Genomic DNA, 14,442 nt, shown 5'->3' with positions numbered 1-14,442 from the left:
GACAGGGCAGACCGCAAAAGCCCCGGACAGGTCCGGGGCTTTCGATGACGGCGACAGTGGAAGCGCCTGCCGTTTAGGCGAGGTTCTGCGTCGCTTCGAGCTCGGCGATCGCGTCGTCGATCTCCTGGCGTTGGCTGCGCAGCAGTTCGAGCTGCTCGGTGATCTGCGCCTTGCTGAGCTGGAGCCCGCCGACAACCGCCGAGCCCTCCTCTACGGCACCGCCACCCTTCTTGTCCTCGGTGGCGAGCATGGCGCGGATCTCCACCAGCGTGAAGCCGAGCTGCTTGCCCTTGAGGATCAAAGCAAGACGGGCACGGTCGCGGTCCGAATAGATGCGGGTCATGCCCGAGCGTGCCGGGGCGATGAGACCGCGGGACTCGTAGAAACGCAGCGTACGCAGAGTAACGCCGAAATCGCGGGCGAGATCGCTGATGGTGAAGCCGCCGGAAGCGTCCGCGTCGTCAGGCAGCGAATGGGAGGGGCGGGCTTCAGAATTCGAAGCGACCGCCAGCGCAGAGGCTGGGCGCGACATGATTTTGCATTCCTCGCAATGGGAGTTCGCTTTCGTCGCGGCGGGTGCGGTGACGAAGCGTTAGAGCGGGGATACCTCGCCGGCCGGGTTATCGTTAGGTAATCTGCCCCTTACCTCAGGTAAGTTACCGTAACTTGGCAGGGCTCTCAGGGCATTTTTGGCGGCGCGTTCGTAAAAAATTAACTCCCGGAGCCCAGATCTTAACCGGCTGTTTACCACGGCCGAGAAAAGTCGCGGTTGCAGATCGGCATGGCGTGAACGGCAACGTTATCTTCACGGATGCTGAATTCGCAGGGAAGGCGGCGGTTCCGGGGCCAGCACCTTCTTGTCGAGGATGAGCCCCATAGGCGAGCAGAACCATGGCCACGAGCTTGCCCTGGAGCGTCAAGGGCGTAGACCCCCGCACCCGCGATGCAGCGAAAGCAGCCGCGCGCCGCGCCGGCATGACGCTGGGCGAGTGGCTCGACCACAAGATCCGCGACGAGGCCGAGATCTCTCAGGCGACCGTCGAGAGCATCGCGCCCGAGCAGCTCGACATCGCCGGCCTGTCAGAACGACTAGCCCGGCTGTCCCAGGGACAGATGGACACCGCGCCCCCCGCCGCCGCACCGCGCAACCCGACACCTGTGCTCTCGCGCAGCGAAATCGACGCCGTGATCTCGCAAGCCGCCGCTGCCGAACGCCTGACGCGCGAATCAACGGCCAAGACCGCCGGTGCCCTGGATTCCATCGCACGCTGGATCGAGAAGACCGAAAGCCGCCTGATCTCCGGCGAGCGCTCGGCCGCCGAGCGCCAGGAGCGCGCCACCGGCGTCATCGCCGATGCAATCAAGAGCATGGGCGAGCGCCTCGTCGAGATCGAGCGCAAGAGCGCCGAGGCGCAGCGCGCACCGGCACGGCCCGCAGCCCGGCTCGCCTTCAGCCGCGACGGGCTGGCCGACGCCGTCAGCGATATCCGGACCCGCCAGCGCGCGCTTGACATCGATGAAGAGCCCCCCGTCGCCGCGATGCAGCACAGGCCGGCGGCTTCCGAGGGTCGCATCGCGGCGCTGCGCCAGGATCTGCGCGATCTCAGCGCGCGCATCGTTCCCCCGAGCCCGACCACGTCGGGCTCCCGGCCGATGATGGCCGCGCAGGCAATGCAGTCCGAACGCGAGCCGCAGGTCAACCCGATCGAGGCCATGCTGGCCGATCTCGGCGCGCGCCTCGACCGGCTCGATCGCCGTGATCGTCTCGAGCCCGTGATGAAGCCGCTGGCTCGGATTGAAACCGAGGTCTCGCGTCTCGCGCAGGCGCGTCCAGCCGAGGGCTACCAGCGCGTCGAGCTCGAGCTCGGACATCTCGCCGCCAAGGTCGATGCCCTCACCGCGCGCGGAGGCGACCGCCTCGACCCCGTGATGAAGCCTCTCGCCCGGATCGAATCCGAGGTTTCGCGGCTGTCTCAGGAACGCTCGGGCGAAAGCTACCAGCGCATCGAACTCGAACTCGGGCATCTTGCCGCGAAGGTCGATGCGCTCGCCGCGCGCGGCGGCGACCGCACCATCCTGGCGCCTGTTCTGCGCGACATCGCCGAACTGCGCGACATCGTCTCGTCGAAGGACGCCGATCCGCGCATCGACGACTTGTCCCGGCAGATCCTGGACCTCTCCTCCGACATGTCGAGCCTGCGCGAATCGCAGCCTGACGGGCGCGAACTGCGCAGTCTCTCGATGGTGATCGAGGATGTCCGCGACGCCATCATGGCCGACCGGGCCCGCGACCGCCATGGCGAGCCCGCGGCGCTGCAGTCGCTGTCGCGCCAGATCGACAGCCTCGCCAGCAAGATCGATACGCTTCCGGCCATGCGGCCCGAATTGATCAACGCCCAGGCCGAACAGCTGGCCGCCAAGCTCGGCGAGCTCGATTCGTCGGGGCGCGGCGCCTCGGAAGCACTTTCGGAGCGCATCGAGGCGCTCGTCATCAAGCTCGAGAGCCTCGCCGAAAGGCAGCCGAGCCAGATCGAGAGTCGAATCGATACGCTCCAGCAGCGCATCGAGACGCTGGCCGAGAATGGCCCGACCGCCGTGACGCGGCAGATCGAGGCGCTGGCAGGGCGTATCGAGAGCCTCGTCGCCGCGAGCAACCTGACGCAGCTGGTCAATGATGACCGCGCCGTGCAGGTGGCGCACGTTGACCTGCGTCCGATCGAGGACATGCTGCGCGGCCTCGCCGAGAAGATCGAGGAAGCTGGTCGGCCGGGCGCCGAGACCGATGCCTTCGATTCCCTGGAGCAGCAGATTTCCGGCTTGGCAGAGCGGCTCGATACGGCTGCCGCCACCCGCTCGGCCGAAACCGGCATCGAGCGCACGCTGCAGGATCTTGTCGTCCATCTCCAGACGATGCGGCAGGACACGGCCGATGCCGCCGAGCGCGCGGCGCGCGCCGCCATTTCCGACATAAGCAGCAAGGTCGCCCCGAGCGGCGGCCTGACCGAGCTGAGCAATCTCGTCTCCGGCCTGCGCGAGACCCATGTCTCATCGGGCCGCGAAACGCAGGACGCCATCGGCGCCGTGCACCAGACGCTCGAGACCATCATCTCGCGCCTCGCCAGCATCGAGGCCGACCTCTCCGGCGAGCGGAAGCCCGCGGCAGCACAACCGGTCCGGCAAGCCGAGAAGCCGCGCCAGCAGCCGATGCCCACGGTCCGCCTGCCGGAATCGCTGGGCAAGGTCAGCATCGGGCTGGAAGACCGGATCGCCCATGAGCGCCTGCCTTCAAGCCCGATGGAGGACGCCTCCGTCGCCGCGCTCGACCTGCCGCTGGAGCCGGGCTCCGGTCGCCCGCAGGTCGCCACCACATTGGCGTCTGGCCAGGATGCGCAGTCGGTTCGCCAGAACCTGATCGCCGCCGCCCGGCGCTCCGCCAAGGCCGCAACGGAAGCCGCAGCCTCGGCAGCGCCGGCCGCTTCGCCCGAGCCCGAGAAGGGTGGCGGCAGGCTCAGGGAGATAATGGAAAAGCGCCGCCGGCCGATCCTGCTTGGCCTTGCCGCAATCGTGCTCGCCATGGGCACCGCCCATGTCGTCACCGGCGCACTGCGTGGCGACAAGGCCGGCTCCGGCAGCAAGGCGCTGCAGGCTCCCGAGACCGCCGCGATCGCGCCCGAGGCCCCCGCCCCGGCGCCGGTCGAGCCCGTTGCGCCGGCCAAGGACCAGAACTCGGCGCTGGACGAGGCTCCCGCACCCGCGTCGCCGCCCTCCATCGCCGGACCCCAGCTGTCGGCCAATGCCGCGCCGGATGTCACCGGCTCGACCATGCAGACCCCGCCTCTGGCCGAGCCGACGGCGGCGGACACCGTGCAGGTCGTGACCGGTCTCGGCGACGTGCCAGCCAATCTCGGCAGCAACGGGCTGCGCAAGGCAGCGCTCGCCGGTGACGCCAAGGCCGTCTACGAACTTGCCACCCGTGCCGCCGACGGACCTGTCGCGACGCGCGACAGCAAGCTCGCTTTGCGGCTGTTCGAGCGCGCCGCGGTCGCTGGCCTCGCTCCTGCGCAGTTCCGCGTCGGAAACATGTTCGAAAAGGGCGTCGGCACTGCGCGGGACGCCAATCTCGCCCGGGTCTGGTACACGCGCGCCGCCGAACAGGGCAACGCCAAGGCGATGCACAATCTCGCCGTGCTCCATGCCGAGGGCGTGTCGGGCAAGCCCGACTATGCCACCGCGACCGAATGGTTCCGGCGCGCGGCAGAACTGGGCGTGCGGGACAGCCAGTACAACCTCGCGATCCTGCTCGGACGCGGCCTCGGCGCGCCGGTCGACCTCAGCCAGTCCTATGTCTGGTTCGCGGTCGCAGCCTCCCAGGGCGATACGGATGCCGGGCGCAAGCGCGAAGAAGTCGGCCAGAAGCTCAACGCAGGCGATCTCGCGGCGGCCAAGGTCGTCGCCGAGAACTGGAAGCCCCGGCCGCTTTCAGCCGCTGCGAACGATGTCGTGCCGCCGGCCAAGGGCTGGGACGATGCGCCGAGCGCGAGCGACAGGAAGCCCCCCAGGCAGGTTAGGGGCTGACGACTGACACGGGCGCCAACCGCGCCCGTTGGCCGATCTCGCAGCCTGTCACGGTTTCGACGCGTTGCCGGGCGAAGACGGCTAGCGACGGACGTCTCCGCTACGGCATTATAAGTTAACCCCTTGCCATCATCGTGGAGCCATCCGGCAGGCATTCGCCGCAGTTTCGCCGGGGCGTGAGGACGCAGGGTTGCAAATCTATCTGCCGATCGCCGAATTGCCGATCAGCGTCCTGATGGTGCTCGGGCTGAGCGGGGCCGTCGGTTTCATCTCGGGCCTGTTCGGCGTCGGCGGCGGCTTCCTGCTCACGCCTCTCCTGATTTTCCTCGACATCCCGCCCGCGGTCGCGGTCGCCACCGTCGCCGCGCAGGTGGCCGGCTCGTCGACGACCGGCGTCCTCGCCTATTGGCGGCGTCGCGCGCTAGACCTCAAGCTCGGCTCGGTGCTCGTTTGCGGCGGCCTGCTCGGCACGGTGCTGGGCGTGCTGTTCTTCAACCTGATGCGGCGTCTCGGCCAGCTCGAGCTCATCATCACCCTGTCCTACGTCACGCTGTTCACCATCATCGGCGGGCTGATGCTCTATGACGCGCTGCGTGCCATGTTGCGCGTGCGTGCGGGCAAGCCGGCTCGACTGCGGCGGCGCGCCGGCACGCATCCCTGGTGGATGGGCCTGCCCTGGCGGATGCGCTTCCACCGCTCCGGGCTCTATGCCAGCGTCATCCCGATCGCGGGACTGGCAATCGTCATCGGCTTCATCGGCGCGGTGCTCGGCGTCGGCGGCGGCTTCATCCTCGTGCCTGCCCTGATCTATTTCTTCAGGATCCCGCCGGCGGTGGTCGTCGGTACGTCGCTGTTCCAGATCCTGGTTACGATGACCGGCGCAACGGTGCTGCACGCGCTGACGAACCAGTCGGTCGACATCATCCTGGCGCTCCTCCTGCTGCTCGGCGGTGTCATCGGGGCGCAGTTCGGCGGGCGCGCAGCGCGCAACCTCAATGTCGAATCCTTCCGGCTGCTGCTGGCGCTGCTGATCCTCTCGGTCGGCCTGCGCTTCGCGATCGAACTCGTGCTCCCCCCGACGGAGCCATTCTCCGTCGTCCTGCCGGAGAGCGCGCGATGAACCGGCTGCTGGCAGGGCTTCTGGGCCTCATCGCGCTGGCGCTGTCGGGCACGGCGCGGGCAGAGACGCTGATCGCGGCGATGTCGAGCCACCGGATCCAGATCAGCTCAAACTACACCGGCGATCAGGTCACCGTGTTCGGGCTCGTCGAGCGCGATGGCCGCACGGCCGGGCGCGGCGACCCCTACGACATCGTCGTCACGGTCCGTGGGCCTCGCCGCATGCTGCTGGTGCGCGAAAAGGAGCGGTTCGGCCCGATCTGGCTGAACCGGACGCAGCGTCGTTTTCCGGACCGGTCCGTCTTCCTCTCGGTGTTCAGCAACCGCCCGCTCAAGGAGATCCTCAGCGAGGAATCGGCGCGGCGCGAGCGTGTCGGGCTCGAGAACGCCCAGCGCTCGACCGAGCCGGCCTTCGATTTCGACGCGACGACGACGCGTTTCCGTCAGGGCCTGATCCGCATCATGGAGGACAAGGGCCTCTATGTGCATGATGAGCGCGGGGTCACCTTCCTCTCGAATACGCTGTTCAGCGCGCCGATCGACGTGCCTGCGACCGCGCCGACGGGCACATACGAGATTGACATCGTGCTCTATTCCGGCGGCGTGCCACTCGCCCGGCAGACGACGAACTTCGAGGTGGTGAAATCCGGCATCGAGCAGCGCATGGCCACGGGCGCCCATGACTACCCGCTGCTGTACGGCCTCGCGACGGTCGTCATGGCGCTGCTGCTGGGCTGGCTCGCCAGCGTGATCTTCCGGCGCGACTGAGCGGTCGCGTTCACGCCATGAGCGCTTCATAGGAGTGGAACGGCACCACCCTGCCCTCCTCGATCTCAGTCAGCGCCTCGGCGAGCTCCACCAGGCCATCGGTACGGCTGAGCGAGGCCAGCGCGCCGGCTCCGCCCTGCGGATGCCTGAGCGCAAGCATGACGCCATCGGCTCCGGGCGAGAGCGAGACGCGCAGATATTCGCGGCGGCCAGCCTTTTTCTCACAGGAGAACCCCAACCGAACCGGAACGGTGGGCTGCGGGCGGAAATCGGCACCCGCCAGGCGCGCGATCAGCGGACGGGCGATGAAAGCGAAGGTCACGAACACCGCGACCGGGTTTCCCGGCAGCCCAATGAAGGGTTTTCCCTCGACAGCGCCGATGGCGACCGGACGGCCCGGCTTGATGCCAACCCGCCAGAGGTCGACCGCTCCATGGCGTTCGACAGCCGCCTTGACGTGATCCTCCTCGCCCACGGAGACGCCGCCCGAGGTCAAGATCAGGTCGCAATGCGAGGCTGCCCCGGCAAGGCGGCCTGCAAGTTCCACCGGATCGTCACGCAGGATGCCGAGGTCGAGGACGTCGGCGCCCGCCCGTTCGACCATGGCCCGCAGCAGGCTGCGATTGGCGTCGTAGATCGCGGCGGGACGAAGCGGCTCGCCTGGCTCGGTCAACTCGTCGCCGGTCGAGAACAGCGCGATCACCGGCCTGCGCCTGACTTCGACCTGCGTCGTGCCCAGCGCCGCCAGCAGGGCGATATCCTGCGGACGCAGGCGCTGCCCGGCCTTCAGTGCGATTTCGCCAGCGGCGATGTCCTCGCCGGACGGACGGACGTTGGCGCCGCGTTTCAGGCCCGGCGGCAGTCGCACGACCTCGCCATCGCGGACGACATCCTCCTGCATGAAGACGGTATCGGCGCCCGCCGGCAGGGCAGCGCCGGTGAAGATCCGGATCGCGGCACGCTCGACCGCGTGCTCCAGCACCGCGCTGCCAGCCGCGACGCGGCCGGCAACCGCAAGACGGCTCTCGCCCTCGGCCGCGAGGTCGCGGAAGCGCACCGCATAGCCATCGACGGCCGAGTTGGCGAAGGGTGGCAAAGCGAGCCCGGCAACGACGTCTCGCGCCAGAACCCTGCCATCAGCGGCGGCCAGCGCAACCACAGTCGTCTCGGTGACGGGAGCGACCAGGGCGGCAGCCCGCGCCGTCGCCTGCTCGACGCTGATCAGGGCCTGGCCATAGACCTTAAGATCGCTGCTCAGCCGCACCATGGCGCCTTCACCCCCGCGCCCGTACCGTTGCAACCGGCTCGGCCGCAGCGAGCGCAATCTCGGCGATCCCCGCGATATCGTCGAGGTCGAGAACCGGGCGCCCCGCCAGCGGAAACGGGCCATCGCTCGCGATCGCGACGATCGAGGGGTCTTCGGGGTGGAGCGGCGGCTTGCCGTTGCCGAGCCGATGGACCTCGATCTTGGCGTGCGGATCGCGCTTGAAGCCCTCGATGATGACGAGGTCGACCGGCGAGAGCCTCCCGAGCAGTTCGGGCAGCGTCGCCTCCGGCGCGCCGCGCAATTCGTGCATCAGCGCCCAGCGGACCTGCGACGAGACCAGGACCTCGTGCGCTCCGGCCTCGCGGTGGCGGTAGGAATCCTTGCCCGGCGTATCGAGATCGAAGGCATGGTGGGCATGCTTCAGCGTCGAAACCGAGATGCCGCGCCGGCCGAACTCTGGAATGAGGCGGGTCAGCAGCGTGGTCTTGCCCGCACCGCTCCACCCCGCCAGACCGATCACACGCATCGAAAAGGGCGCTCCCAACACAATCCGGCGCCATGGCGCATGCCTGTCTTCTTTCAGTTCATGCCCTGCGGTCAAGCAGGTGGCGGATCGGTTCGGGCGGCGCGTGCTGTTGCCCCTGCCCGAAAAGCCATCATATGAAGCGGCGAAATCAATCGGCGGCGCAATCCATGAATTCCACATCGCTCGACCTGCGCGGCCTGAAATGCCCCTATCCGGTCCTGCGCGTGCGCAAGGCGCTGAACACGGCAGCAGTCGGCGAGCTGTTCATCGTCCTATGCACCGACCCGATGGCGGCGATCGACCTGCCTCATCTGCTGCACGAGACCGGCGACACCATGGAAACCAGCCGCTCGGAAGACGGTGTGCTGGTCTTCCACATTCGCAAGACAGAGACTAGCAAGACAGAGACGAGCACGGCTGGGGCCTGAGCCTCGTCGAACTGGAGTTTTCACTGCGTGTCCATCACCCAAGCCGACATCCTGCGCGCACTCGAGCTGGTCAAGCTGCCCGCGAGCGGACAATCGCTGGCCGCCTCGGGCAGGGTCGCCAATGTCCTGATCGACGGCGGCAAGGTGATTTTTGCGATCGGAATCGACGCCACGGAGGCCGCCGCGATGGAGCCGGTGCGCAAGGCGGCCGAGAGCGCCGTCTCCGGCCTGCCGGGCGTGACGCAGGTTCTGGTCGGGTTGACCGCCGACAAGGCACCGGGATCGGCCGCCTCCCAGGCACGCCAGCAGGCGCATCGTCCCGCGCCGGGCGGCCCGCCGCCGAAGGCTGCCGGCGTGCCCGGGGTCAAGCAGATCATCGCCGTGGCCAGCGGCAAGGGCGGCGTCGGTAAGTCCACCACGACAGCTAACCTCGCCGTGGCATTGGCGGCGCTCGGCCTCAAGGTCGGGGTGCTCGACGCCGACATCTACGGCCCCTCGGTGCCCAAGATCTTCGGGATCACCGGCAAGCCGAAACTCGTTTCCGGCCGGACCCTCGCGCCGATGGAGGCCTATGGCCTCAAGATCATGTCGATCGGCTTCCTCATAGACGAGGAAACACCGATGATCTGGCGCGGCCCGATGGTGATCTCGGCGATCACCCAGATGCTGCGCGAGGTCGCCTGGGGCGAGCTCGACGTGCTCGTCGTCGACATGCCGCCCGGCACCGGCGACGCGCAGCTGACTATGGCCCAGCAGACTCCGCTGGCCGGCGTCGTCATCGTCTCGACGCCGCAGGACCTGGCGCTGATCGACGCCCGGCGCGGCGTCGCCATGTTCCGCAAGGTCGAGGTGCCAATCCTCGGCATCATCGAGAACATGAGCTATTTCATCTGCCCGGAATGCGGCCACCGCTCCGACATCTTTGCCCATGGCGGTGCACGTCACGAGGCCGAGCGGCTGAAGATGCCGTTCCTTGGAGAAATCCCGCTCGCCATGCCGATCCGCGAGACCTCGGATGGCGGCCGACCGATCGTCGCGAGCGCGCCGGAGAGTGCCCATGCCAAGGCCTATCTGGCCATAGCCCGGCAGGTCCAGGCGGGGCTGGCGGGCGGCGCCGTCCGGGCGGCGCCTCGCATCGTCATCGAATGAGGCGGCACAGCCCGGCCTAGCGTAATCAGGCGTTTGGGCCGCTCGCTCGCGAAAGCGTCCCGCCCCTTGGCGGTGACCCCGTTGCGGCCCCGTAGCTAGGACAGCGGGCCGGGCTCGCAAACGTTGACAAGGGACGGCTATTTTCGTTGAACGGCGGCATGTCTATGCCCCGTCTCCTCGATAAAATTCCCGTCCTCGCCGTTTCCGTATGCGCCTCCCTGCTGCTCACGCAGACACAGCTTCTGGCCTATGAAGCCCGCCTGCGCCCGCAGTTCGAGCGCCTAGACCTGCAGACGCGCCTTGAGGAGGTCTGCGACACTGAGGTCACCCTAAAGCTCAACCGCGAGAACCCTCAGCTCCGTGTAGACAAGGTCGTGGCCTACACATTCAAGACTCCGGGCTTGAAGGGAGACCAGCTTGCCGCGGATGGAGCTGCATTCCGCAGCAACGGCAAATGGTTTCGTCTCGCATTCAAGTGCCGGACCGGCCCGCGCCATCTCGACGTCAAAGACCTGAGCTACCAGATCGGCAGCGAGATCGGGAAAAACCTCTGGCAGCGCTATTACCTTTACGATTGACGGGCAGACGGTCCTGCCGCACCCGTTGAGTCCGGCGCCACGCGCTACGCGGATTTGGGCCGATCCGCGAACGTCAGCTCTGCTCCCCGAACCAATTCCGAAGTAGCGCGCTGTTGATGGCGAGCCAGATTGACATGCCGGCGACTATGTTCTTTATTTGTTCTCTCGACGTCGGAGAGCTGCGCCATGCCAATGAATGCCGTGCGCCATATAGGCATCGCGATCGACCGCCCCGCTGACGAGGTTTATGCCTTCATGGCGGAGCCGCTGAACTTCCCGAAATGGGCGGAAGGGCTCGGCCACGGGTTCACCCATGTCGAGGGCATGACATGGGCCGCGCAAACGCCGATGGGGCCGATGCGGATCCTGTTCAGCGAGCCCAATCGCTACGGCGTGCTCGACCATGCCGTCATTCCGGACAATGGGCCGGCGATGCACAACCCCTTGCGCGTCCTCGCCAATGGCAGCGGCAGCGAGGTCGTGTTCACGCTGTTCCAGCGCGAGATGTCGGATGACGAGATGGCGCGCGACGCCGGCATGGTCGCGCGCGACCTCGCAGCGCTCAAGGCGCTGCTGGAGAACTAGCCGCCGGCCAAGAGTGCGAGAAACCGCTCCGCCTCTGCGAGGTCGTGGGGCGCGTTGGCGTTGAAGAAGGGATCGACGGGCTCGACGGCCCAGTTTGCGATCGCGACACCGTGGCGTGCGGCCCAGCGCGAGACCTTTCGCTCATCCTCGGCGACCAAAGCGTGGCGCAGGTCGTCGCGCAGGGCGACCGGCCACAGCGCGATCACGGGATGCTCTCGGCCACCCGAAGCGGCGCAGGCGATCGGCACGACCGCCTGTTGGCGTGCCCGGTGCAGGCGTGCGACGAGATCGAGCGGGATGAAGGGCGTGTCGGCAGCGACACTGGCGAGCCAGCCCAGCTCCGGGCGGTGCAGCGCCATCCAGTCGAGCCCCGCCAGGATTCCGGCGAGCGGGCCGGCAAAGCCCGGAACACTGTCGACCGCCACCGGCAGGCCGTAGTCGGCAAAGCGGGCAGGATCCCCATTGGCATTGATCAGCAGGCCCTCGCATTGCGGTCCGAGGCGCGCGATCGCGTGAGCAAGGATGGTGCGGCCTCCGATCTGCCGCAGCGGCTTGTCGCCTCCGCCCATCCGCGCGGCGAGGCCGCCGGCGAGCAACAGGCCAAGTGTCGGGGGATGAAACGGGACAGGCATCGCTCTCCACTCGCTTGGACGATGCGTCATCCCATGGAAAGACGCGCCCCGCCAGCATGCGCGACCTCGTTAACCATCGGGCATATGCCGTGACGAGATGCCGACGCAGTGTTGCGCCGCACCTACAGTCGTATGGCGGCACCCGCGCTAAGAATAAGGCAGGGGTTGATCTCCGGAGCTTCGTCCGGGCGACGCCTTCTGCTGGTTTGGTTTGCATGATCCGCCGCGTCACCCAAGGCCCTCTCGATCCCGCTGCCGACGCTGCCATCCTGCTGCGACGGATCGGCTTCGCGACGCTTGCCCTGGCGCTGCCGCTGGCCTCGCTGGTCTCGCGACGTGCCGCGGTCGTGCTAGCGCCGATCGGCATCATCCTGCTGGTGATCTCCGCGCTGATCGAGGAACCCGCCCGCTTCATGGGCACGCTGCGGCGCGCCGTGTTCAGCCGCCCCGGGCTGATCCTGCTGGGCCTTGCCGCCTGGGCCCTGCTCTCGCTGATCTGGAGCCCCTATACCGGCTCCGCCACCGAAAAGGCCGCCAATCTCGTGCTCGCGGTCGCCCTGGGTTTTTGCGGCGTCTCGGCGCTGCCGGAACGGATGCGAGCCTCGAACCTCAATCTCGCCGCGCTCGGCACTGGCCTGGCCGGCGTGTTTGCCTTGGCCCTGATCGTGCTGACCGCCTTGCGTCGCTCCGATGTCGAGGTTGGCAGCGTCGAGCGCGGCGTCAGCGTCATCCTGATCATGGCCTGGCCAGCGCTCGCATGGCTGCTGTCGCGCGCCCGCGGCCTCAGCGCGCTGGGCCTGGCGCTGGTCGTGGGACTGCTGGCACTCACCCGCTTCGAGGATGGCGAGGCGGTCGCGATGATCTGCGGCGCCGTCGCCTTCGGTGCCGTCAGCGCCAACCGCAAGAAGGCCTCGCACGTCATCGCCGCGATCATCGCCATCCTGATGCTCGCTGCGCCGATGCTGCCGTTCCTGCTGGTGCCGCTGGTCTCGCGCCTGCCCGACAGCGCCAGCGATTTCGTCTCTGCGCTCGGCGTCTGGGCCGATGTGGTCAGCCGCGAGCCCGTCCAGCTCGTCACCGGGCACGGGCTCGACACCGTGCTGCGCGGCCGCGTGACCGGCGTGCTGCCTCAGACGACGCCCACAACCCTGCTGTTCGAGACCTGGTACGAGCTCGGGCTGGTCGGCGCGACGGCTGCCGCCGCCTGCCTCTATTTCGCGATCCGCGCAGCCGGGCACATGCCGGGTGCGCTCGCCGCCGGCGGTGTCGCGGCTTATGTCACCGCTTTCGCCCTGAGCGCGCTCGGCTTTGCAACGCTGCAGCCCTGGTGGCTGATGACGCTGACCGCCGTCGTGCTGATGTTCTCGGCGATTGCACGCGGGCAATATCGCACCGAGCGTCCCATCGCGCCGTTGAACGCGCCCGAGCCGCATAACCGCCGGCGCACCGACCGGCCGGGCGTTCCCACTACCAAGAGCTGAGGCCGCCCGGTCCGACGGCCTCGCTCGCGGCGTGCTCTATGTTCAGCGCGAGAGGTCGGCGATCAGCTTGCGGACGAACTGCGTGCCGGCCTCGAGCTGGTCGATGCTGATGAACTCGTTGGGCTGGTGCGCCTGGGCGATGTTGCCGGGGCCGCAGACCACGGTCGACCAGCCCTCCCCCTGGAACAGCCCGCCCTCGGTGCCATAGGCGACGACGTGATTGCCATTGTCGCCGGTCAGGCGACGCGACAATGCCTCCGCAGCGCCATCGACCTCAGGCGCCAGCGCCGGCGTCGCCGAGGTGATCTGCAGCGTGATGCCGGTCTCCGGCGCGATCGCCTTCATCCCGGCTTCGAGTTCCGCGATGCGCGCCTTGTAGAGCGCGACATAGTCGGTCTCGTCGCCCGGAACGATGCGGACCTCGTGGTAGAAATGACAGTGTTCGGCGGTGATGTTGACGGCCGTGCCGCCCTGCACGACGCCGACATGCAAGGTGCTGTAGGGCGGCTCGAACGTGCTCGCCGGATCGGCGCTGGCCTTGTTCTTCGCCATCATCTCGGCGCTCCAGGCGATCAGCTGGCCGGCGATCATCACGGCAGGCACGCCGATGTCGACGCGGCTCGAATGCACGGCATGGCCGCGCACCGTCGTGATCATCCGGATCGCGCCCTTATGGCCGGTCACGACCTGCATCATCGAGGGCTCGCCGACGATCACCGCCGCAGGCTTCACCCCGGCCGCCGTCAGCGCCTTTGCCAGGATCCGCGCGCCGACGCAGCCAACCTCCTCGTCATGGGTCAGCGCGATATGGATCGGCTGCTTCAGCGGCGCGGCCAGCATCTCCGGCACCAGCGCGAGCGCAATCGCGTCGAAACCCTTCATGTCGCAGGAGCCGCGACCATAGAGCTTGCCGTCGCGCTCGGTCAGCGTCCAGGGATCGGAGGTCCAGTCCTGCCCCGTCACCGGGACGACGTCGGTATGGCCCGACAGCACGACTCCGCCATCGCCCTTGGGGCCGATGGTGGCGAAGAGGTTGGCCTTGCCCGCCTCGTGTCCGGGAACGATCAGGCTCTCGACGCCATGGCTGGCGAGGTAGTCGCGGCAGAATTCGATGATCTCGAGATTGCTGCGCTGGGATTCCGTATTGAACGAAACCAGCTTGGTCAGCATCTCTCTCGGCGTCAGTCTCACGGGGTCGTCTCCAAAATGCGCCGACAGGCAGGTTTCGTTCCAACAGGCTAAGCGCCTGGCGGGCGTGGTCAATCTCCGCAACGCAACTCTCCCCAGCGCTTGACCGGCTTGCGCGCGAAGCGGTGACCCAGCGCAAACAGCCC

General features: G+C 67.8%; 13 protein-coding genes. 8 read left to right on the top strand and 5 right to left on the bottom strand.

Features of this window, described 5'->3' with window-relative positions:
- Window positions 1–73: 73 nt before the first annotated feature.
- Window positions 74–532, bottom strand: coding sequence for a MerR family transcriptional regulator (locus AC1D2L_RS15405; RefSeq protein ID WP_476846758.1), 459 nt, complete (start codon window positions 530–532; stop codon window positions 74–76).
- A 359-nt stretch (window positions 533–891) separates the two neighbouring features.
- Between AC1D2L_RS15405 and AC1D2L_RS15400 the strand changes: the two genes are divergently transcribed.
- From AC1D2L_RS15400 to AC1D2L_RS15390, 3 genes are all read left to right on the top strand, one after another.
- Complete coding sequence (locus AC1D2L_RS15400; protein WP_476846757.1) at window positions 892–4,575, top strand: tetratricopeptide repeat protein; 3,684 nt, start codon at window positions 892–894, stop codon at window positions 4,573–4,575.
- A 190-nt stretch (window positions 4,576–4,765) separates the two neighbouring features.
- Entirely contained in the window at window positions 4,766–5,695 is a 930-nt protein-coding gene (locus AC1D2L_RS15395) for a sulfite exporter TauE/SafE family protein (RefSeq protein ID WP_476846756.1), read from the top strand.
- Window positions 5,692–6,462, top strand: coding sequence for a TIGR02186 family protein (locus AC1D2L_RS15390; protein WP_476846755.1), 771 nt, complete (start codon window positions 5,692–5,694; stop codon window positions 6,460–6,462). The genes AC1D2L_RS15395 and AC1D2L_RS15390 overlap by 4 nt, the downstream gene beginning before the upstream one ends.
- 10 nt (window positions 6,463–6,472) lie before the next feature.
- Here the strand turns inward: AC1D2L_RS15390 and AC1D2L_RS15385 are convergent, their stop codons facing one another.
- Both AC1D2L_RS15385 and mobB read right to left on the bottom strand, forming a co-directional pair.
- Window positions 6,473–7,729, bottom strand: coding sequence for a molybdopterin molybdotransferase MoeA (locus tag AC1D2L_RS15385; RefSeq protein ID WP_476846754.1), 1,257 nt, complete (start codon window positions 7,727–7,729; stop codon window positions 6,473–6,475).
- A 7-nt stretch (window positions 7,730–7,736) separates the two neighbouring features.
- On the bottom strand, window positions 7,737–8,255 hold the full coding sequence (mobB, locus tag AC1D2L_RS15380) for a molybdopterin-guanine dinucleotide biosynthesis protein B (protein ID WP_476846753.1): 519 nt from the start codon (window positions 8,253–8,255) through the stop codon (window positions 7,737–7,739).
- Window positions 8,256–8,422: 167 nt separating this feature from the next.
- On the opposite strand from mobB, the gene AC1D2L_RS15375 reads away from it, so the two are divergent.
- From AC1D2L_RS15375 to AC1D2L_RS15360, 4 genes are all read left to right on the top strand, one after another.
- Window positions 8,423–8,683 carry a sulfurtransferase TusA family protein gene (locus AC1D2L_RS15375; protein WP_476846752.1) on the top strand — a complete coding sequence of 87 codons (261 nt, stop codon included), beginning with the start codon at window positions 8,423–8,425 and terminating at the stop codon, window positions 8,681–8,683.
- Between the two features lie 27 nt (window positions 8,684–8,710).
- The gene (locus tag AC1D2L_RS15370; RefSeq protein WP_476846751.1) at window positions 8,711–9,832 is read left to right on the top strand and encodes an Mrp/NBP35 family ATP-binding protein; all 1,122 of its coding nucleotides are present in this window, start codon (window positions 8,711–8,713) and stop codon (window positions 9,830–9,832) included.
- Window positions 9,833–9,996: 164 nt separating this feature from the next.
- On the top strand, window positions 9,997–10,410 hold the full coding sequence (locus AC1D2L_RS15365; protein ID WP_476846750.1) for a DUF930 domain-containing protein: 414 nt from the start codon (window positions 9,997–9,999) through the stop codon (window positions 10,408–10,410).
- Between the two features lie 186 nt (window positions 10,411–10,596).
- Entirely contained in the window at window positions 10,597–10,995 is a 399-nt protein-coding gene (locus tag AC1D2L_RS15360; RefSeq protein ID WP_476846749.1) for an SRPBCC family protein, read from the top strand.
- Here AC1D2L_RS15360 and mobA read toward each other — a convergent pair.
- Window positions 10,992–11,627 carry a molybdenum cofactor guanylyltransferase MobA gene (gene mobA / locus AC1D2L_RS15355; protein ID WP_476846748.1) on the bottom strand — a complete coding sequence of 212 codons (636 nt, stop codon included), beginning with the start codon at window positions 11,625–11,627 and terminating at the stop codon, window positions 10,992–10,994. The genes AC1D2L_RS15360 and mobA overlap by 4 nt on opposite strands.
- Before the next feature lie 215 nt (window positions 11,628–11,842).
- Between mobA and AC1D2L_RS15350 the strand changes: the two genes are divergently transcribed.
- Window positions 11,843–13,108 (top strand): peptide ABC transporter permease, encoded by a 1,266-nt coding sequence (locus tag AC1D2L_RS15350; protein WP_476846747.1) that lies wholly within the window; start codon window positions 11,843–11,845, stop codon window positions 13,106–13,108.
- A 42-nt stretch (window positions 13,109–13,150) separates the two neighbouring features.
- Here the strand turns inward: AC1D2L_RS15350 and argE are convergent, their stop codons facing one another.
- A complete protein-coding gene (gene argE / locus AC1D2L_RS15345) occupies window positions 13,151–14,299 on the bottom strand; it encodes an acetylornithine deacetylase (protein WP_476846746.1) in 1,149 nt (382 codons plus the stop codon).
- Window positions 14,300–14,442 lie beyond the last annotated feature (143 nt).

This window comes from Allobosea sp. P1_B10 (assembly GCF_056406735.1).
Note: the sequence above shows the minus strand (reverse complement) of the source record. Positions and strands in the feature narration are given on the sequence as shown.